Annotated in this window: 18 protein-coding genes; 15 read left to right on the forward strand and 3 right to left on the reverse strand. The window is 71.5% G+C overall.

The window, feature by feature from the left end; translation table 11 throughout:
* Nucleotides 1-343: 343 nt before the first annotated feature.
* Nucleotides 344-1,318 carry an agmatinase family protein gene (locus VF647_19395; GenBank protein HEX8454257.1) on the reverse strand — a complete coding sequence of 325 codons (975 nt, stop codon included), beginning with the start codon at nt 1,316-1,318 and terminating at the stop codon, nt 344-346.
* A 134-nt stretch (nt 1,319-1,452) separates the two neighbouring features.
* Here VF647_19395 and trpS point away from each other — a divergent pair, with 134 nt between their 5' ends.
* Nucleotides 1,453-2,418: a tryptophan--tRNA ligase gene (gene trpS, locus VF647_19400; GenBank protein ID HEX8454258.1), complete on the forward strand. Its 966-nt coding sequence runs from the start codon at nt 1,453-1,455 to the stop codon at nt 2,416-2,418.
* A 294-nt stretch (nt 2,419-2,712) separates the two neighbouring features.
* Here the strand turns inward: trpS and VF647_19405 are convergent, their stop codons facing one another.
* Nucleotides 2,713-4,260, reverse strand: a complete 1,548-nt coding sequence (locus tag VF647_19405) for a hypothetical protein (GenBank protein HEX8454259.1) — start codon at nt 4,258-4,260, stop codon at nt 2,713-2,715.
* A 121-nt stretch (nt 4,261-4,381) separates the two neighbouring features.
* Between VF647_19405 and VF647_19410 the strand changes: the two genes are divergently transcribed.
* The 11 genes from VF647_19410 to VF647_19460 all read left to right on the forward strand — a co-directional run bounded on the left by VF647_19410 (nt 4,382) and on the right by VF647_19460 (nt 14,424).
* Nucleotides 4,382-5,287, forward strand: a complete 906-nt coding sequence (locus VF647_19410; GenBank protein ID HEX8454260.1) for a LysR substrate-binding domain-containing protein — start codon at nt 4,382-4,384, stop codon at nt 5,285-5,287.
* Nucleotides 5,288-5,427: 140 nt separating this feature from the next.
* Entirely contained in the window at nt 5,428-5,817 is a 390-nt protein-coding gene (locus VF647_19415; GenBank protein ID HEX8454261.1) for a hypothetical protein, read from the forward strand.
* 4 nt (nt 5,818-5,821) lie between these two features.
* Nucleotides 5,822-6,730: a 4-hydroxy-tetrahydrodipicolinate synthase gene (gene dapA / locus VF647_19420; protein ID HEX8454262.1), complete on the forward strand. Its 909-nt coding sequence runs from the start codon at nt 5,822-5,824 to the stop codon at nt 6,728-6,730.
* 1 nt (nt 6,731) lies between these two features.
* Nucleotides 6,732-7,523 (forward strand): 4-hydroxy-tetrahydrodipicolinate reductase, encoded by a 792-nt coding sequence (dapB, locus tag VF647_19425; protein ID HEX8454263.1) that lies wholly within the window; start codon nt 6,732-6,734, stop codon nt 7,521-7,523.
* A gap of 42 nt (nt 7,524-7,565) precedes the next feature.
* Complete coding sequence (locus VF647_19430; protein ID HEX8454264.1) at nt 7,566-8,267, forward strand: MgtC/SapB family protein; 702 nt, start codon at nt 7,566-7,568, stop codon at nt 8,265-8,267.
* Nucleotides 8,264-9,292, forward strand: a complete 1,029-nt coding sequence (locus VF647_19435) for a D-2-hydroxyacid dehydrogenase (GenBank protein HEX8454265.1) — start codon at nt 8,264-8,266, stop codon at nt 9,290-9,292. Before VF647_19430 ends, VF647_19435 begins: the two co-directional genes overlap by 4 nt.
* Before the next feature lie 2 nt (nt 9,293-9,294).
* Nucleotides 9,295-10,449: a PilT/PilU family type 4a pilus ATPase gene (locus VF647_19440; GenBank protein HEX8454266.1), complete on the forward strand. Its 1,155-nt coding sequence runs from the start codon at nt 9,295-9,297 to the stop codon at nt 10,447-10,449.
* 139 nt (nt 10,450-10,588) lie between these two features.
* On the forward strand, nt 10,589-11,095 hold the full coding sequence (locus tag VF647_19445; protein ID HEX8454267.1) for a DUF456 domain-containing protein: 507 nt from the start codon (nt 10,589-10,591) through the stop codon (nt 11,093-11,095).
* A gap of 274 nt (nt 11,096-11,369) precedes the next feature.
* Nucleotides 11,370-11,975 carry a CDP-alcohol phosphatidyltransferase family protein gene (locus VF647_19450; GenBank protein ID HEX8454268.1) on the forward strand — a complete coding sequence of 202 codons (606 nt, stop codon included), beginning with the start codon at nt 11,370-11,372 and terminating at the stop codon, nt 11,973-11,975.
* Between the two features lie 97 nt (nt 11,976-12,072).
* Entirely contained in the window at nt 12,073-13,479 is a 1,407-nt protein-coding gene (locus tag VF647_19455) for an MBL fold metallo-hydrolase (GenBank protein HEX8454269.1), read from the forward strand.
* Nucleotides 13,480-14,145: 666 nt separating this feature from the next.
* A complete protein-coding gene (locus VF647_19460; GenBank protein ID HEX8454270.1) occupies nt 14,146-14,424 on the forward strand; it encodes a hypothetical protein in 279 nt (92 codons plus the stop codon).
* A 142-nt stretch (nt 14,425-14,566) separates the two neighbouring features.
* On the opposite strand, the gene VF647_19465 is transcribed toward VF647_19460, so the two are convergent.
* On the reverse strand, nt 14,567-15,466 hold the full coding sequence (locus VF647_19465; protein HEX8454271.1) for a hypothetical protein: 900 nt from the start codon (nt 15,464-15,466) through the stop codon (nt 14,567-14,569).
* 18 nt (nt 15,467-15,484) lie between these two features.
* Here VF647_19465 and VF647_19470 point away from each other — a divergent pair, with 18 nt between their 5' ends.
* The 3 genes from VF647_19470 to VF647_19480 all read left to right on the forward strand — a co-directional run bounded on the left by VF647_19470 (nt 15,485) and on the right by VF647_19480 (nt 19,073).
* Complete coding sequence (locus VF647_19470; GenBank protein ID HEX8454272.1) at nt 15,485-16,612, forward strand: NAD-dependent epimerase/dehydratase family protein; 1,128 nt, start codon at nt 15,485-15,487, stop codon at nt 16,610-16,612.
* Between the two features lie 14 nt (nt 16,613-16,626).
* Nucleotides 16,627-17,706: an SDR family NAD(P)-dependent oxidoreductase gene (locus VF647_19475; protein ID HEX8454273.1), complete on the forward strand. Its 1,080-nt coding sequence runs from the start codon at nt 16,627-16,629 to the stop codon at nt 17,704-17,706.
* A 386-nt stretch (nt 17,707-18,092) separates the two neighbouring features.
* Nucleotides 18,093-19,073 (forward strand): zinc-binding dehydrogenase, encoded by a 981-nt coding sequence (locus tag VF647_19480; protein HEX8454274.1) that lies wholly within the window; start codon nt 18,093-18,095, stop codon nt 19,071-19,073.
* Nucleotides 19,074-19,149: the final 76 nt, after the last annotated feature.

A 19,149-nucleotide genomic window follows, 5' to 3' on the forward strand; every position in this document is an offset into this window, starting at 1 on the left:
TTTGGGGGGGGGGGGGGCGGGCGCACGGGGCAGGGCGGAGGGCCCCCTCCCCCGCTCGTTCCTCGCGGCCCCTCCCCCAAACCGCGGGGGAGGGGCGTTCGCGTGGGTTGGTGCGCGGTGCCTAGATCGGCGCGCGGCGAAGCACGGGCAGCCACGTGGGGCAGCCCCTACGGGATTGGTGCGGGAGGGCAGGCGTGGAGGTGGCGCGGGCGGTGGGCAGACACGCAGGTCTGCCCCTACCGGGATTTGGTGCGCGGGGATGGGGGGCGGTGCCGCCCGTGACACGGGCGCGATAAATCGCGCCCCTACGGGCATCTGCGAAGCGCGGACGGATTTCTCCCCCTCACCCGCCCTGCGCCCCCGCAGGCGGGGGAGGGGGCCGGGGGGAGGGGGCCGCCGCCAGCAACTCCAGCAGCAGCCGCGCGGCGAGCTTCGCGGTGCGGCCGTCGGAGTCGTACGGGGGGGAGGTCTCCATGATGTCGGCGGCGGCGAGGCGCGGGTCGGCGGCGAGGGTGCGGACGAGGGCGATCATCTCGCGCGCGGAGAGGCCGCCGATACCGAGGGCGCTCACGCCGGGGGCGGCGGAGGCGTCCGCGGCGTCCATGTCGATGCTCAGGTAGAACGCGTCGGCGTGCGCGGTGATGCGGTTCAGGGCGGCGCGGGCGGCGCGCTCCGGGGATTGCGCGGCCACCTCGTCGACGCTCGCCAGGTGGATGCCGTGGGACGCCGCCCACTCCAGGTAGAAGCGCGAGTTGGCGAAGCGGCGCAGGCCCAGCATCGCCACGCGCGCGCCCTCCAGCACCGGCGTCTCCAGCGCGCGGCGAAAGGGGGTGCCGCTGGAGAGCGAGGCGTCGTCGTCGTACTCGCGCACGTCCAGGTGGGCGTCGACGGTGGCGAGGGCTAGCTTCGTGTGCGGGCGCGCGGCGGCGAGGCCGCGAATCAGCGAGCCCGTGATCCCGTGGTCGCCGCCCAGGAAGATGGGACGCGCGCCGGCCTCGAACACGCGCCGCGCCGCGTCCTCGATGCGGGCGTGCGCCGCCGCGCCGTTCATCGAGGGGAGCGACAGGTCGCCCAGGTCGATGACCGGCGGCACCCCGCGCTCACCGTCCCACGTGCCGAACGAGGAGAGCGCGTCGCGGATGGCGCGCGGGCCGAAGCGCGCGCCAGGGCGCGACGGGATGCCGCCATCGTACGGAATCCCCAGGAGCACCACGCGGCCTTCGATGGAGTCCGCGTCGCCGCGCGGGCGGAGGAGGGCGGGGGCGCGGGGGTCGCGCGGGTCGGGCTCGGCGCGGAGGCCCTGGAGCGGATCGGTCATGGCGGCCCGGCGTGGGGATTCGGCTTGTCAGCGATCGTCGGCGGGGGCTAAGTTACGCCCACGGGCCGACGTGCTGCCAGGGAGCACGCAGCCGGCCCGCAACGTCCGCCCGCAACGCACCGGCACCTGACCTGATGAAGCGCATCCTGACGGGGATCCAGCCTTCGGGCACCCTCCACATCGGCAACTATTTCGGGGCGATGCGCCCGATCCTCAACCGCCAGGGGGAGGGCGAGATCTTCTTCTTCCTGGCCGACCTGCACGCCCTCACCTCGCTGCGCGACCCGGCCGCCCTGCGCGCCAACGTGCGCGAGGCGACGGCCGACTACCTCGCGTGCGGGCTGGACCCCGAGAAGACGGTGTGCTGGCGCCAGTCCGACGTCCCCGCGCACTCCGAGCTGATGTGGATCCTCAGCACCGTCACGCCCATGCGGATGCTGGAGCTGGCGGTGTCGTACAAGGAAAAGGTGGAGCAGGGGATCGCGGCCTACGCGGGCCTCTTCACCTACCCCGTCCTTCAGGCCGCCGACATCCTCCTGTACGACGCGGACGTCGTCCCGGTCGGCAAGGACCAGAAGCAGCACCTGGAGATGACGCGCGACATCGCCACCAAGTTCAACGCGGCGTACGGCGAGACGCTCAAGCTCCCCGAGCCGGAGATCAGCGAGAACGTGGCGGTGGTGCCCGGGCTGGACGGCCGCAAGATGAGCAAGAGCTACGGCAACGCGCTGGACATTTTCCAGGACGAGAAGCCGCTGCGGAAGCGCGTGATGAGCATCGTCACCGACTCCACCCCGCTGGAGGACCCGAAGCCGGTCGAGGGCTCCAACATCCTCGCGCTCTACCGCCTCGTCGCCTCGCCTGAGCAGGTTGCGCGGATGGAGGACGACTTCCGCGCGGGCGGCATCGGATACGGCGACTTCAAGAAGCGGCTGTTCGAGGCGCTGTGGGAGTTCTTTGCCCCCATGCGCGCCCGCCGCGCCGAGATCCTGGCGCGACCCGGCTACGTGGACGAGGTGCTGGAGCACGGCGCCCGACGCGCCCGCGACATCGCGGATGCGACGATGGAGCGGGTGCGGGCGGCGGTGGGGTTGCGGTAGGGGGGTGGTCCCGGCGGTTGAAACCGCTGCAACAACCGCGGGAAGCCTGCCTTCGCAGGCTCCGGGAGGGGATCGGGTGGGAGGCGCGGCGCGGGCGCCGGAGCACCGGGGGCTAAAGCCCCCGGCTGGAACCACGCGAAGGCGGCTAAAGCCGACTCGACGAGCGCGGCATCAGACCGGGAGTCCGCGAAGGCGGACTTTGCGTGTTTCCAGCCGCGAATTCATTCGCCCCTGGTACGGCCTTCCCGCCGCGCAAACGTCGAAGCACGGGACGAACCCCGCCCCGGCTATCCCCTACCGCGTCGGCACCGGGCTCCCGGAGCGCAGCCAGGCCTCGCGCAGGCGGAGCTGCTGCGGCGTGGGGTCGGGGTTTACGATGAAGCGCTGCGGGAGGCCGCGCTCGTCCTCCACCAGGTCGATGCCGAGGAGGGCGTAGTACTCCTTGACCGGCGGGCGCTCGGTGCCCTGCACGTAGCGCGCAAAGAAGTCGAGGACCTCGGGGGAGGTGCGGGCGGCGATGATCTGGAAAAGGGAGTCCTCGGGGAAGGGGCGCTTGCGGCCGTAGTCGCGCGCCAGGTCCACCACCAGGTTGCGCAGCCCGTAGTGGCCATCCGAGAGCTGCAGCAACTTGATGTCCAGCAGGCCCGAAACGATCGCGCCGCGCTGATAGATGTTCCCGTACTGCCGCGCACCCTCCTGCGTGAACGAGGTCGCCGCGAGCCGCGTGAGCGAGTAGGTGCTGTCGAAGCGCGTGCGGTCCGTGTTCCACTTCTGTGCCACCGCCTGCAGGTAGCCGTCCAGCGACCGCAGCCCGCCATCCAGCTGCATCTTCTCCGAAGCCCACTCCGTCAGCCCCTCGTACAGCCACAGGTGCTGCGACGGGACCGGCGTCTCGAAGTTGAAGTGCTCGATGATCTCCGAATGCACGTTCAGCGGCGTCACGACGTGAAAGAATTCGTGCGCGGCGATGTCCGCCGCACCCACGCCGAGCGCCTCGTGCCAGGTGGTGTCGGGGAGGACGTATTCGGAGCTCTCGCCGTGCTCCCAGGCGCCCATCGCCTGCTGCTCGCGCCGCGGGGCCATGCGAAAGAGGAAGACGTAGCGGTCCACCGGGAGCTTGCCCAGGAACTTGCCGGCCGCCGTCAGCGTCGCGCGCATCGATTCGCGAAGCTGGTCGGCGTTCACGCCCTGGCGCGAGTGCACGGCGATGCGCACGGGGACGCCGCCCACCTCCAGCGTGGAAGTCGTCAGGTTGCGGCCCAGGAGGAAGGGCGAGTCGACCGCGTGGTCGTAGCTGTCCGCTTCGTAGCCGCGTGGGCCCTCGCTGAGCGGCGTCACCACCTTCCACCGGCGCGGCGTGCGCAGCTTGATCGTGACGGGCGAGCTTTGCATGCTGCGCGGGAAGCCGAAGAGGGCGTGCGCGTTCAGCAGCGCGTGGTCCGGCTCGATGGCGCTGCCGGCCATCGGGTAGATGGGGAACTCGGTGACGGGCGTGCTCCAGGTGTCCAGCACATCGTAGCGGATGCGTCGCACGCGCCCCGGATCGCCGATGCGCCAGCTGTTGACCGTGAGCTGGCGCGTGGGGATCGCGCGCCCGCGCCCATCCGTCGCGCGCAGGCCGCGGACGAAGCGGCCGATGTTCATCGTCTGGTACGTCCCCGGCGCCGTGGCGGCGAACTGGAAGATGGTGTCGCGCGCGGGGAGCGAGTCCACCTCCAGCGTAACGGCTGCGCTGTGGCGGGCCGGGTGGCGCAGGTCCACCGTGTAGCGGAGCTGGGCCCCGGCGGGGATGCTCCACGCGCAGGCGATGGCGAGCGAGGTGCGCAGCAGAAGGTGTCGCATGACGGGCCTGGAGGTGGGGAGAGCGAGCGTGCTCGTGAGAGATTTTACTGTCGTGCGAACAATACGTCCAATACATTGTTCGTTCGCGATCGATACGCGCATCCTCTGGATCATCCCTCGCATGGCGCTCGAGCTTCGCCACCTGCGCTACTTCGTCGCCGTCGCGGAGGAGCTGCACTTCGGGCGGGCGGCGCGGCGGCTTCACATCGCGCAGCCGCCGCTCAGCCAGCGGATCAGGCAGCTCGAGGAGATGGTGGGCACCGTCCTCCTGCGCCGAACCAGCCGCCGCGTGGAGCTGACGCCGGCCGGCGATGCCTTCCTGGAGGGCGCGCGGCGCACCCTCGCCGCCGCGGAGGGGACGGTGGAGCTGGCGCGCCGGGTGGGGCGCGGGGAGGTGGCTTCGGTGCGCGTGGGCTTCGCGGACTCGGCGGCGCTGAGCATCTTTCCCGCGGCCGTCCGCAAGCACCGCCGCGCCTTCCCCGAGGTGCACCTGGAGCTGGTGGAGGGCCCCACGCGCGTGCACGTGCAGGCCGTGGAGGACACGCACCTGGACCTGGCGGTGGTGCGCGGACCCGTGGCCCCCTCGCCCGGCGTGGTGGCGGAGACGGTGTTCCGCGAGCCGCTGGTGGTGGCGATGCACGCGTCGCACCCCCTCGCGCGGCGGCGGCGCATCCCGCTGGGCGCGCTGCGCGACGAGCCCATCGTCCTCTTCCCCCGCCACCTGGCGCCCGAGTTCCACGACTGGATCACGCGCCTGTGCATGGAGAAGGGCTTCGTGCCGCGCGTGGCCCACGAGGGCGCCGAGTACCAGACGATCCTCAGCCTCGTCGCCGCCGACGTGGGGGTGAGCCTGGTGCCGGCCTCGGTCCGCAGCATCGGCCGCCCCGAGATCCGCTTCCGCCCCCTCCTCGACTGCGCCGAGACCGCCGAGATCGCCGTCGTCTACCGCCCCGGCCGCGCCTTCAGCGCCATGACCGCCTTCATCGACACCCTCCGCCACATCCACACCGAGTTCCCCGCCGGCTGATGGCTCCGTGACCATCCCGTGCGATTCCCCATTCCCCATTCCCCATTCCCCCGCCGTTCCCGCTGGTCCGCCTTGTGCACCCCGCCCCCTTCCGCCCCGCGGCACCGGCCGCGGCACACCCGAGAGCCGGAAGGATGCGCATGCAAGACGAGAATCGAGATCCCAACCAGCACCTGCACCAGGCCGAGGCGTACACGTCGGACGACGCGACGATCGCGGGGGCCAAGCACGCCACCGAGAACCTGCGCGCCAACCCGGCGGGCGAGCCGCCGCGCGGGCGCGAGCCGGGGGGCGAGGTGCTCACGCTGGTGTGCGAGAACTGCGGCAAGGACTACTTCTTCGAGGACGAGCAGCCGCAGCCGGGGATGACGTGCGAGAAGTGCGGCGCGTCCGTCTTCCGCTCCTTCCACACGCCCATCGGCGACGAGGCGGCGGACGACTTTCGCGACTCCACCGAGCGCGACCTGGACCCGGACGATCCGGAGGGCGACGTGCTTCCGGGCGACATCCTGGACCTCAACCGGCTCTAGGCGAATGCCCGACGCAACCACGCCCGCCGGAGCCCTCTTCGTGGGCTCCGGCGTGGCGCTCGTCACCCCGTTCGACGGCCGCGGTGTCAACGAAGACGTCCTGCGCGAGCTGGTCCGCTTCCACCTCGCGGAGGGGACGGACGCGCTGATCGTCAACGGCAGCACCGGCGAGGCGCCCGCCATGTCCGCCGCCGAGCAGCGCCGCGCGGTGGAGATCGTGGTGGACGAGGCGGCGAAGCGAGTCCCCGTCATCGCCGGGGCGGGGGGGAGCGACACGGCCGCGGTGGCCGGACTGGCTCGCGGCGCACGCGAGGCCGGCGCCGATGCCCTCCTGATCGCGCCGCCGCCCTACAGCAAGCCACCGCAGCGCGGGATCGTCGCGCACTTCCGCCACGTGATGGACGCGGGCGGCCTTCCCGCCATCGCCTACAACGTCCCGGGGCGCACCGCGTGCAACATCCTTCCCGAGACGATGGAGGTCCTGGCCGAGGACGAGCGCATCGTCGGCATCAAGGAAGCGAGCGGCGACATCTCGCAGGTGGCGGAGGTGTGCCGCCGCCTGGCGGACCGCGTCGCCGTGTACAGCGGCAACGACGACCAGATCGTCCCGCTGATGTCGCTGGGCGGCGTGGGCGTCATCTCCGTGCTCGCCAACGTCGCGCCGCGCGACACGGCGCGGATGGCGCACGCCTTCCTGGAGGGCGAGGCCGCCGAGGCGCGCGACCTCCAGCTGCGCTACCTGCCGCTGATCGCGGCCATCTTCCGCGAGGCGAATCCCATCCCCATCAAGGCCGCGGTGGAGATGCTGGGCTTCGCGGTCGGCGAGCCGCGGCTCCCGCTCGTCCCGCTGGCGGACGCGGCGCGCGCGGAGCTGGTGGAGGCGATGCGCAACGTGGGGCTGGGGGAGCGCTGAGATGGCGGCGCTGCGCGTGGTGCTCAGCGGCGTCACGGGGCGGATGGGCACCGTCCTCGCCGAGCTGATCCGCCTGGACGACGGCGTCGAGCTGGTCGGGGGCATCGGGCGCATCCCCGAGCGCGGGTGCGACGTGGGGTGCCCCATCGTGGAGACGCCCGAGACCGCCGGCGCCTGGATCCGCGAGGCCGACGTGGTGATCGATTTCTCCTCGCCCGAGCTTTTCGGCCGTCTGGTGGAGGGGCAGGGCGATGCGCTGGCCGGCAAGGCGCTCGTCGTGGGGACCACCGGCCTGGGGGATGACGGCGAGCGCGCGCTGGACGAGGCCGCGCGCCGCACGGCCGTCCTCGCCGCCGCCAACTTCAGCATCGGCGTCAACCTCCTCCTGGCCCTCGCCGAACAGGCCGCCGCCGTCCTGGGCGACGGCTACGACGCCGAAGTCGTGGAGGCGCACCACCGCCGCAAGGCCGATGCACCCAGCGGCACCGCGCTCGCGCTGGGCGAAGCGCTCGCCCGCGGCCGCGGCGTATCGCTCGCCGACGTGCGCGTGGATGGGCGCAGCGGCATCTCGGGCGAACGGCCGCCCGGCGAGATCGGCTTCCACTCCGTGCGCGGCGGCGACATCGTGGGCGAGCACCGCGTGATACTGATCGGTGAGCGCGAGCAGGTGGAGCTCGGCCACGTCGCCCGCGACCGCGCTCTCTTCGCCGAAGGCGCCCTGCGCGCCGCCCGCTGGCTCGCCGGCAAGCCCGCCGGCCGCTACACCATGCGCGACGTGCTCGGGCTGTCGTAGCCAGACACGTCACCCCGCCGTCTTCCCGCAACGGCTGAATCCATGGACGAATTCCTCCTTCGCATCGGCATACCGGCGGCGGTGGTGGCGGCGCTGCACCTGGACACGCTGGGGCGGCTCGTGCTGGCGTGCGTGCTGGGCGGCGTGGTGGGCGTGGAGCGCGAAGCGTCCGGCAAGCCCGCGGGGCTGCGCACCAACATCCTCATCTGCGTGGGCGCGGCGCTCATCACCGAGATCTCCGTCCTCATCCCGCTGCTCGCGGAGGAGGGGCAGAAGGCCGACCCGGGACGCCTCGCCGCGCAGATCGTCTCCGGCATCGGCTTCATCGGCGCGGGGACGATCCTGCAGTCGCGCGGGCGGATCATCGGGCTGACATCGGCGGCGACGCTGTGGGTGGTGGCGGCGGTGGGGATCGCGATCGGCGCCCACCAGTACACCGTCGCCATCGGCGCCACGACCCTCATCATCCTCACCCTCTTCGCCCTGCGCGTGGTGGAGAACGCCTTCCTGCAGCGGCGCGTGGACCGGCGCTACAACGTGGCGGTGGACCCCTCGATGGAGGCGCTGGCCACGGTGGAGGAGAAGCTCAAGGGGCTCGGCCTCCGCACCCGCGTCGAGTCGATCGACAAGGAGCGCGACGTGTTCCAGCTGGTGATCCGCGCCATCGGGCCACTGGACGGGCACGAGCGCGCGGTGCGGATGATGGCGATGGAGCCGCAGGTGCGCAGCATGGGCCGCGGATGAAGCGCCGCATCGTCGTGGACCTCAACGACCGCCGCCCGCTCTGGTCGATTCCGGAGTGGGCGGTGGAGGAGATCTGCGCCGCCGTGCCGCACGACTGGGAGACGGTGGTGCTGCGCGACGTGGTGGACGCCAGCGGCGACGGCGGCGAGCCGACCCCCGCCGCGCTGCACGCCATCCGGGGCGCCGAGGTGTACCTGGGCTACGGCATCCCCGCCGCGCTCCTGGAGGCGGCGGGCGATGGCCTGCGCTGGGCGCACTCGGGTGCGGCGGGGGTGGGCGGGTCGCTGCACGAGGGGATGCTCGCCTCCGACGTGGTGCTCACCAACTCCGCGGGCGTGCACGCCGAGCCCATCGCGGACACGGTGCTCGCCGCCATCCTCTACTTCGCGCGGGGGCTGGACTGGGCGGTGCGCCTGCAGGCGGAGCATCGCTGGGACAAGGGGCCGTGGGAGGCCGTCGATGCCCCCGTGCGCGAGCTCACCGAGCTGACGCTGGGGGTGCACGGGCTGGGCGGCATCGGCAAGGCGGTCGCGCGGCGCGGCGTGGCGCTGGGGATGCGCGTCCTCGCCACCCGCCGCCGCCCGGGCGACGGACCGGTTCGCGTGGAGCTGCTGACGGGGGACGACTCGCTGCACCGCCTCCTCGATGCGAGCGACGTGCTGGTGGTCACCGTACCGCGCACGAAGGAGACGGAGGGGAGCATCGGCGCGGCGGAGCTGGCGCGGCTGCCAAAAGACGCGACCGTGGTGCTGATCTCGCGCGGCGGCGTGGTGGACGAGGACGCGCTGGTGGATGCGCTGCGCGGCGGGCGGGTGCGCGGGGCCGCGCTGGACGTGTTCGCGCACGAGCCGCTCCCGCCCGAGTCGCCGCTGTGGGGCCTTCCCAACGCGCTGCTCACCCCCCACATTTCGGGCGCCTCACACCTCTTCTGGCGGCGCCAGACCGGCCTCGTGGTGGAAAACATCCGACGATACCTCTCGGGCGCCCCGCTGCTGAACACCGTCGACAAACAAGCGGGATACTGAGCGTGGACACCCCAACGCAGGGCGTGGAGCCGATTGCCGGCGGCGACTTCCAGCAGGCGGTCGGGCGCATCATCGCCACGGCCGTGCAGCGCGGCGCCAGCGACCTGCACATCAAGGCCGGCGACGTCTTCCGCGCGCGCATCCACGGCGCCCTCGTGCCGCTCACCAAGCAGCGCCTGTCGCCCGAGCAGACGCGCGCCATCGCCCTGCAGCTCATCCCGCGCGACCGCGACCGCGCGCAGATCGACGAGCTGAACGACTACGACTGCTCCTGGGGGATCCCGGGGGTGGGGCGCTTCCGCGTGAACATCCTCCGCCAGCGGGGGAGCTTCATGATCGTGATGCGGGTGATCCCCTTCGAGATCCCCACCTTCGAGGGGCTCGGCCTGCCGCCCGTCCTCGAAAAGATCACGGCCAACGAGCGCGGGCTGGTGCTGGTGACGGGCGTCACGGGCTCCGGCAAGAGCTCCACGCAGGCGGCGATGATCGGCCACATGAACCAGCACATGCGCCGCCACGTGGTCACCCTGGAGAACCCGATCGAGTTCCTTCACCGCGACCTCAACTGCTCCATCACGCAGCGCGACGTGGGGATCGACACGGACTCCTTTCGCGTGGGCCTGCGCGCCGCCCTGCGCCAGGACCCGGACGTCATCCAGATCGGCGAGATGCGCGACGCGGAGACGATCGACATCGCGCTCAAGGCCGCCGAGACGGGCCACCTGGTGATCTCCACCGTCCACACGCGCGACGCCGCCTCCACCATCTCGCGCCTGGTCGCCACCTTTCCGCCGGAGGAGCAGCAGATGGCGCGGCTGCGCCTCGCCGAGTCGCTCCAGGCTGTCGTGTCGCAGCGCCTGCTCCCCGCCAAGGATGGCAAGGGCCGCGTCCTGGCCGCCGAGGTGATGGTCGTCACGGGCACCATCCGCGACTGCATCGCCGATCCGGAGCGCGTGGAGGAGATCCGCGAGCACATCGCGGAGGGGCGCACGACGTACGGGATGCAGACCTTCGACCAGTGCCTGATGGAGCTCGTCCAGGCGGACCGCGTGGACTACTCGATCGCCAAGGCCGCCGCCACCAACCCGGGCGACTTCGAGCTGAAGCTGAACATGCTCTCCGGGCGCGGCGGCGGGGCCACGAGTGCGTTCTACTGAGGGAACTGCCGTTTCACACAGAGCCACAGAGGTAAAAGGCAAGGGAATCGAGAACTGCAACTAACTCGTCCCTCTTCGCGTTCTTGCAGTTGTCTCTGTGGCTTTGTGTGAGGGCTTTTCCATCTTCCGGAGAAAACGAATGGGTGTCGCCCTTCTGGTGCTGGCGCAAGTCGCGGGGCTGCTGCTGATCCCATTCGGGTTTCCCGGGATCTGGCTGCAGGTGGTGTCGCTGGGCGTGTTCGCCTGGGCGACGGGGTTCCGCGAGGTGGGGCTGGTGACGCTCGTGCTGGTGGTGGTGCTTGCCATCCTCGCCGAGGTGGCGGAGTTCGCGCTCGGCGGCAAGTACGCGGAGCGCTACGGGGGCAGCAAGCGCGCGGCGTGGGGCGCCATCCTGGGCGGCATCGCGGGTGCCATCATGGGCGTGCCGATCCCCATCATCGGCAGCGTGATCGGCGCCTTCGTGGGTTCGTTCGTGGGCGCGGCGCTGCTGGAGATGACCAACTCCAAGGACTGGCGCAACCCCGAGTGGCGCGGCGCCATGCGCGTGGGGTGGGGCGCCTTCCTCGGGCGCCTCGTGGCCACGGCGGTGAAGTCGGGGATCGGTGTGGCGGTCGCGGCGGTGGCGGTGATGTCTGCGGTGTTGTAAGCGATTCTCGGCGCGCGTCGCGGACGACGGTACGATGCCGGGCACGGGCGGCCACGTGGGGCCGCCCCTACGGCATCGGTGTGCGCCGCGGGCACCGGGGCGGGGGCAGGGGAGGGCAGACACGCAGGTCTGCCCCTACGGGATCTGTGCGGCTGGACGAACCAGAAGACCGGCACGGGCACGCAAACACCCCTCCCCCGCGGTTGGGGGAGGGGCAGCGAGGAACGAGCGGGGGTGAGGGCCCTCCGCTCAACCATCAACCCAGCGTAACAGCTTGCACGTTTCCCAGCGCCACGGAGGCGGCGGATGGTTCGCCGCGGTCCGGGGCTACCTCAGCACACCGGCGAACCTGCTCACCGGGCTCCGCCTCGCCGCGATCCCGGTGCTCTGGATCCTGGCGCTGGACGGGCGCGACCGGGCGCTGGGGTACGGGCTCGCCGCGGCGTTCGCCAGCGACCTGATCGACGGCCCGCTCGCCCGCCACCTGGGGCAGACTTCCGAGATCGGAAGCCGCACCGACTCCATCGCCGACCACATGCTGGCGACGTCCACGGTGGTGTGGCTCTTCCTCCTGCGTCCGGCTTTCTTCCAGGGCCACGCGGCGCTGCTGCTGGGGTGGTCGGCGCTCGCGCTCTTTACGCTGGGGGTGGCGTGGGTGAGGTTCCGGAGGTTCGTGGACCTCCACCTGTACTCGGCCAAGGTGACCGTCTTCTGCACCTACACAATGGCGATCGGGCTGCTGGCGACGGGGCACTTCTACGAGTGGCACTTTCGCATCGCCTTCGCCGTCGCCATGTTCGCGGCGCTGGAAGCGCTCGCGATTCTGCTGACGTACAGGGACCCTGACCGGCACGGCGGATCCATCTTTCTGAAGCGCTAGAAAACACGCCCCGCTCCGCACCCCTCGCGGAACGGGGTTCTTCTTTGTACGTTGTCGCGCGCGTGCACCGCTCGTCCACTTCCCTCGCAAGGCGGCCATGATCCTCAGGCGCTTCTACGACGAAAAGCTGGCCCAGGCGAGCTGGATGATCGGCTGCTCCGGCCAGGCGCTGGTGGTGGACCCCGCGCGCGACGTGGAGCCGTACCTGCGCGCCGCCGAGGAGGAGCGCCTCCGCATCACCCACGTCACCGAGACGCACATCCACGCCGACTTCGTGTCCGGCGCGCGCGAGCTGGCCGCCCGCACCGATGCGCAGCTCCTCCTCTCGGGCGAGGGCGGCGCGGACTGGAGCTACGGCTACGACGCCACCCTCCTGCACGATGGCGACGAGATCGCTGTGGGCAACGTGCGCGTCCGGGTGATGCACACGCCGGGGCACACGCCCGAGCACCTGTCGTTCGTGGTGACCGACGGCAACGCCGATGCGCCGATGGGGGTGCTGACCGGCGACTTCATCTTCGTGGGCGACGTGGGACGCCCGGATCTGCTGGAGCGCGCCGCAAGCCAGGCTGGGACGATGGAGGCCGGCGCGCGCACCCTCTTCCGCTCCCTGCGCCGCTTCGCGGATGAGGTGCCGGACTTCGTGCAGCTCTGGCCGGGGCACGGGGCGGGCTCGGCGTGTGGCAAGGCGCTGAGCGCGATCCCGACTTCCACGTTGGGCTACGAGAAGCGCTTCAACTGGGCCTTCCGCCACGCCGACGAGGACGGTTTCGCCGCGGAGGTGCTCGCCGGGCAGCCGGAGCCGCCGATGTACTTCGCGCGGATGAAGGCGATCAACCGCGACGGCCCGCCGCTCCTGGGCGAGATCCGCCGCCCCGCGCGCATCGACGGCGCCCGCCTGCACGAGCTGCTCGCGGATGGCGCCACCGTCGTGGACACGCGCCCCGCCGCGATGTGGGCCCGCGGGCACGTCCCCGGCACGCTGAGCGTCCCGCTGGGGAAGAGCTTCGCCACCTGGGCCGGGTCGGTGCTCCCCTACGACCGTCCGTTCTACCTGATCGTGGACGAGTCGCACGTGGACGAGGCGGTGCACGACCTGGCCGCCATCGGGCTGGACGCGCCGGGCGGATACGCGACGCCGGACGTGGTGGACGCCTGGGCCGCCGAGCACGGCCCCGCCGCCACCCTCGCCGATGCCGACCCTGCGGAGGCCGACGAGCTACGGGACGCCGGCGCGGTGGAGATCGTGGACGTGCGCAACGGCTCGGAGTGGTCCGCGGGGCACATCCCGGGGAGCCGCAACCTCCCGCTGGGCCGCCTGTCGGAGCGCATCGGCGAGCTTCCGCGCGACCGGCCGCTTGTGGTGCACTGCCAGTCGGGTGCGCGCGCGGCGGTCGCCATTTCGCTGCTCAAGGCGCGCGGGTTCAGCGACGTGCGGCATTTGGCGGGGGATTGGGCGGAGTGGAGTAAGGCGGGAAGGGGGGTGGAGGTGGGGGGAGTTTGATACGCGGCGGGGGACGGCGGCCGGGGGGGGCGGGCCCGGGGATACGCGCCGGGGGCTAAAGCCCCCGGCTGGAACCACGCGAAGGCGGCTGAAGCCGGCTCGACAAACGCGCATTGGCTCCTGACGCGGGCTGCGGCGCGGCGCAGGGCACGGGCGGCCACGCGGGGCCGCCCCTACGGGATCTGGGTGCGTTGGGCGGGGGTTGGGTGGGGCGAAGGGTGGGCAGACACGCAGGGCTGCCCCTACGGATCGGTCCGGATGCGGGTCGCGGAGCGGGGCGGGGCACGGGCGCGATGAATCGCGCCCCTACGGGATCTGTGCGCGGCGGGCGGAGTTCTCCCCCTCACCCGCCCTGCGCCCCCGCAGGCGGGGGAGGGGGCCGGGGGGAGGGGGCCCTCCGCGCGGCACCAACCCCGGCCGAACGGCACCACATTCCGCCCCCTCTCTCGATAACGGCGAGGGCGCAGCCCTCTCCTGTTATCGGGAGAGGGGGCAGCGAGGAACGAGCGGGGGTGAGGGCCCAAAAAGGAAACACACTGGACAAATGTTCTTCTTCTTCTACATTCCACGGCACGCCGCTTGCTCGTGAGGCACGCAATTATCGGCCCGATGGCGCAGCGACGGGCCTGGAGAGCGGCTTTACCCTTCATACGAACCCCGCTCCGCATGCTGAGCTCACCTCCCCCGAATGAGGCACCCGAGGCCGCGGCGCTGCGAGGCCGCATCTTCACCGACCTCGACCGCCTCGCATTCGCGCTGGAGATGGAAGCAGCACAACAGGTCGACGCGGGCGACGAAGACCGGGCCCGCCGCACCCACGAGCTGCGCCTGGGCGTGCGGCTCGCGCAACGGCTGGTGGCCGGCGTCTACGCCGACGAAGTTGACAGCCGCCTCTCTCGCTGGGCCGGGGAGTACGACGCCCGCCTCTCCCCAACGGCCGGATGATCCCCCCGAACACGGACCGCCCGGTGCGCGACGGCCTGCTCCCGAAGCCGCCGGCCGCTTTCGCGCGTCTGGATATACGCAAACGCCCCCTCCCCCAGCGGTTTGGGGGAGGGGGCAGCGAGGAACGAGCGGGGGCGGGGGCCTACGGCTGCGCGACCGGGGCGGTGAGGGCGCCGTAGCGCTCGGCCATGCGCACGGCGAAATCGGCGAATTCGCCCGGGTTGCGCGGAGGTGAGGTGTGGTCGGGGCGCAGGCCCACGCTGCCGGGGGTGAAGCAGAGGGTGACGCAGACGTCGAAGGGCTCCAGGGCGCTCATGACGCGGTCGAACCAGCGCTCGTGGCCGGGGATGTGGCTCTCGGCCCAGGAAAGGCCGGTGCGCACCTGGCGGACGCCCAGGCGCTCGAACCAGCGGACGGCGAGGTCCAGCGCGCGCTCGTCTTCGTACTGGAACCACTGGCAGATCCCGAAGTCGGGGTTCCACGAGTCCAGCGCCCGCTTGGGAGTGCCGTCCCAGCGCAGGAGGCCGAAGTGGAAGTGCCGGAAGTACGAGCTTCCCTCCGCACGCTTGTGGCGCGTGGTGGCCTCGTACACGGGAGCCAGGTCCAGGAGCGTGTACCAGAAGACGCGCTCGCCGGCCAGCAGGGCGCGCATGCGGCGCAGCCCCCAGGCCGCGGTGGCCTCGCTGGCGAAGGAGGAGACGCCGGTCTCGGTGACCCACACGGGCTTGCCGAACTCGGCGCGGATCGCCTCGATGCGGGCCGGCCACTCCTCCACGGGCCACAGGTTCCAGTCCAGGGGAAAGCCGTGCAGGGCCAGCACGTCCACCGCGTCCAGCGCCCCCAGATCGCGCATGCGGCGCAGGAAGCCGGGGTCGATGGGGGAGATCCCGCCCAGCACCAGGGGACGGTTCCACCCGGCGGAGCGCAGGCCGGCGGAGGTGCGGCGCACCATGTCGGCGTAGATCTCCCAGCCGGGATCCAGCAGGAAGTCCCAGTGGGAAAGGTTGTTGGGCTCGTTCCAGATCTTGATCGAGGTGATCACCGCTACCGGAGGTGTTGAGTGTCGGGTCGGACGACGTTGGTGACGGGAGGGGCAGGGTTCGTGGGGAGCCACCTGGTGGACGCGCTGCTGGAACGCGGGCACCGGGTGCGCATCCTGGACAACCTCGATCCGCAGGTCCACGGACCGGAGCAGCGGCGCCCCGCCTGGGTCCCTGACGACGCCGAGCTGATGGTGGGCGACATGCGCGACGCCGACGCGGTCCGCCGCGCCCTGGAGGGCGTGGAGGTCGTCTATCACCTTGCCGCGGCGGTCGGTGTGGGGCAGTCAATGTACCAGATCGCCGATTACACGGCAACGAACACCCTGGGCACCGCGCACCTCCTCCAGAAGCTGGTGGACGACCGCGGGCAGGTGGAGCGCGTGGTGGTGGCGTCCTCCATGTCCATCTACGGCGAAGGGCGTTATCATCGCCCCGAGGGAACGTTTGCTCACTCGCCGGTGCGCCCGCTGGAGCGGCTGCGGGGGGCCGAGTGGGAGCCGCTGGACGCCGACGGCGCCGTGCTCTCTCCCGCGCCCACCGACGAGGAGAAGCCGCTCGACCCCACCTCCATCTACGCCCTCACCAAGGCGGACCAGGAGCGGATGGTGCTGCAGATCGGCGCGGCGTACAACATCCCCAGCGTGGCGCTGAGGTTCTTCAACATCTACGGGCCGCGGCAGGCGCTCTCCAACCCGTACACGGGGGTCGCCGCCATCTTCAGCGCGCGGCTGCTGAACGGCGAGCGGCCCATGATCTTCGAGGACGGCGAGCAGCGGCGCGACTTCGTGTCGGTGCACGACATCGTGCAGGGGCTGCTCCTGGCCGCGGAGCGCGACGAGGCGGTGGGACGGGCGATCAACATCGGGAGCGGCGAGGCGGTCTCCGTGCGGCGCGTGGGCGAGACGCTGGCGAACGTGCTGGGCGTGGAGGTGGAGCCGATGGTGACCGGCAAGTACCGGATCGGCGACATCCGCAACTGCTATGCGGACATCACGCGGGCGCGCGAGGTGCTGGGCTACGAGCCGCGCGTGACCTTTGAGGCGGGGATGGAGGAGCTGGTGGGGTGGCTGAGGGAGCAGGAAAGGCCCGAAGACCGGGTAGAGAGCCACGCCGCCGAGCTCGCGGCTCGCGGACTGACGCTTTGAGCGAGGGGAGGATGATGAAGAAGGGTACGCGCGAGTACGTGCTGATCACCGGCGGGGCCGGCTTCGTGGGCTCCAACCTGGCCGACGCCCTCCTCCGCGAGGGGGAGCGGGTGATCGTGGCCGACAACTTCTCCCGCGCCGGGGTGCGCCTCAACGCCGCATGGCTCAAGGCCACCCACGGCGACCGGGTGCGCATCGAGAAGGTGGACGTGGCGGACGCGGCGCGGATGCGCGCCCTGGTCCGCGAGAGCAGGCAGGTCTTCCATCTGGCGGCGCAGGTGGCGGTCACCACTTCGCTGATCGACCCCGCGCTCGACCTGCGGACGAACATCATCGGCACCTTCAACGTGCTGGAGGCGGCCCGCACCATGCACAACCCGCCCCCCATCCTCTTCACCAGCACCAACAAGGTGTACGGGGGGATGGAGGAGGTGCCGGTGGAGCTGGGCGAGGGCGGTTACCGCTACGGCGGTGGCCTGGCTGGCGTCACCGAGGAGCAGCCGCTCGACTTCCACTCGCCGTACGGGTGCAGCAAGGGCGCCGCCGACCAGTACGTGCACGACTACGCCCGCATCTTCGGCCTCCCCACGGTGGTCTTCCGCATGAGCTGCGTGTACGGCACGCGCCAGTTCGGCACCGAGGACCAGGGATGGGTGGCGCATTTCGCCCGCGCCATCCGCGCCGGCGAGGGGCTCACCATCTATGGCGATGGCCAGCAGGTGCGCGACATCCTCTGGATCGACGACCTGGTCCGCGCCATGCGGCTCGCGATGGACCACATCGGCACGATTTCCGGTGAGGTGTTCAACATCGGCGGCGGGGCGCGCAACGCGGTGTCGGTGCGCACCGTCATCGACCGGCTGCACGAGATCAGCGGCAGCGAGGTCCCGGTCACCATGGCCGACTGGCGCCCCGGCGACCAGCGCGTCTACGTCTCGGACACGGGGAAGCTGGAGCGCGTCCTCGGCTGGCGCCCGGAGACCTCCTGGAAGGCCGGCCTCGAAAAGCTCGTCGCCTGGCTGGACGAAGCCAAGCTCGACTCCGCCCTCGCCGAGGTGGAGGACGAGGCCGCGCTGGTGAAGGCGGGGGGGTGAGGGGCGGGCGCATCGCCGGGGGATGAATCCCCCGGCTAGAACGACGGGAAGGCGGCTGAAGCCGGCTCGCCAGGCGGCAGGCAGGTCGGCGGGAGCAAGGTATTGGCGCAACCCGGGGCACGGGCAGCCACGTGGGGCTGCCCCTACGGATTGCGGTGCGAATCGCGAGGGGCGGGGCGGGGGCGAGGGTGGGCAGACACGCAGGTCTGCCCCTACGGGATTGATGCGGGGCAGCGGAGGGCACGGGCGCGATGAATCGCGCCCCTACGCGGCGCCATGATGCGCCGACAATTCCCGCCCCCTCTCTCGATAACGGCGAGGGCGGAGCCCTCTCCTGTTATCGGGAGAGGGGGCAGCGAGGAACGAGCGGGGGTGAGGGCAACCAGATGATCGATACAGTAGCGACCTCCACCATGCGCGCGGCGCGGCTGGCGGGGCCGGGGCAGATCGTGATGGAAGAGACCGCGATCCCGGAGCCGGGCGCGGGCGAGGTGCGCATTCGCCTGGAAGGGTGCGGGGTGTGCGCCTCCAACCTCACCCCCTGGGCCGGCGCCGAGTGGATGCAGTACCCGCTCGAGCCCGGCGCCATGGGCCACGAAGGGTGGGGCGTCGTCGATGCGCTCGGCGACGAGGTCGAGGGCGTGCGGGTGGGCGACCGCGTGGCCGCGCTCTCGTACAAGTCGTACGCGGAGTACGACGTGGCCGCGGCCGACGCCATCGTCCCGCTCCCGCCGGTGCTCGACGGCAAGCCCTTCCCGGGCGAGCCGCTGGGGTGCGCGATGAACATCTTCCGCCGCAGCGGCATCAGCGCGGGGCAGACGGTGGCCATCGTCGGGATCGGCTTCCTGGGCGCGCTCCTCACACGCCTGGCGGCGGACGCGGGTGCGCGTGTGATCGCAATCTCGCGCCGCCCCTTTTCGCTCGATGTGGCGAAGGAGATGGGTGCGCACGAGCTGATCCCCATGGACGACCACTGGCGGATCATCGAGCGGGTGAAGGAGCTGACCGGTGGCACATTCGCCGACCGCGTCATCGAGGCAGTGGGCAAGCAGTGGCCGCTGGATCTGGCCGCCGAGATCACGAAGGAGCGCGGGCGGCTCGTCGTGGCGGGCTACCACCAGGACGGGCCGCGCCAGGTCAACATGCAGCTCTGGAACTGGCGCGGGCTGGACGTGATCAACGCCCACGAACGCGACCCGCAGGTGTACCTCGACGGCATCCGCGCGGCCGTGGACGCGGTCGCCAGCGGGCGCCTGGACCCGTCCTCGCTCTACACGCACAGCTACGCGCTGGACGAGCTGGGCCGCGCCCTCGACGACACCCGCGACCGCCCGGACGGATTCCTGAAGGCGCTCGTCACCATGTAACCGCCGGCACCCGCGGCTCACCCCGTGGGTGCCTTTCTTGCTTTGTAGATCCTGGGAGACCTGTAAGTGGCCGACG

The organism is Longimicrobium sp. (assembly GCA_036387335.1).
Lineage (GTDB): Bacteria > Gemmatimonadota > Gemmatimonadetes > Longimicrobiales > Longimicrobiaceae > Longimicrobium.

Bases quoted from the DNA above. Each gene is read 5' to 3' on its own strand.
- VF647_19410 (HEX8454260.1), top strand. From the start codon at position 4,382: ATGGCGCTCGAGCTTCGCCACCTGCGCTACTTCGTCGCCGTCGCGGAG.
- VF647_19455 (HEX8454269.1), top strand. From the start codon at position 12,073: ATGATCCTCAGGCGCTTCTACGACGAAAAGCTGGCCCAGGCGAGCTGG.
- VF647_19405 (HEX8454259.1), bottom strand. From the start codon at position 4,260: ATGCGACACCTTCTGCTGCGCACCTCGCTCGCCATCGCCTGCGCGTGG.
- VF647_19395 (HEX8454257.1), bottom strand. From the start codon at position 1,318: ATGACCGATCCGCTCCAGGGCCTCCGCGCCGAGCCCGACCCGCGCGAC.
- VF647_19445 (HEX8454267.1), top strand. From the start codon at position 10,589: ATGGGTGTCGCCCTTCTGGTGCTGGCGCAAGTCGCGGGGCTGCTGCTG.
- VF647_19430 (HEX8454264.1), top strand. From the start codon at position 7,566: ATGGACGAATTCCTCCTTCGCATCGGCATACCGGCGGCGGTGGTGGCG.
- VF647_19460 (HEX8454270.1), top strand. From the start codon at position 14,146: ATGCTGAGCTCACCTCCCCCGAATGAGGCACCCGAGGCCGCGGCGCTG.
- VF647_19475 (HEX8454273.1), top strand. From the start codon at position 16,627: ATGAAGAAGGGTACGCGCGAGTACGTGCTGATCACCGGCGGGGCCGGC.
- VF647_19480 (HEX8454274.1), top strand. From the start codon at position 18,093: ATGATCGATACAGTAGCGACCTCCACCATGCGCGCGGCGCGGCTGGCG.
- dapB (HEX8454263.1), top strand. From the start codon at position 6,732: ATGGCGGCGCTGCGCGTGGTGCTCAGCGGCGTCACGGGGCGGATGGGC.
- VF647_19415 (HEX8454261.1), top strand. From the start codon at position 5,428: ATGCAAGACGAGAATCGAGATCCCAACCAGCACCTGCACCAGGCCGAG.
- VF647_19435 (HEX8454265.1), top strand. From the start codon at position 8,264: ATGAAGCGCCGCATCGTCGTGGACCTCAACGACCGCCGCCCGCTCTGG.
- trpS (HEX8454258.1), top strand. From the start codon at position 1,453: ATGAAGCGCATCCTGACGGGGATCCAGCCTTCGGGCACCCTCCACATC.
- dapA (HEX8454262.1), top strand. From the start codon at position 5,822: ATGCCCGACGCAACCACGCCCGCCGGAGCCCTCTTCGTGGGCTCCGGC.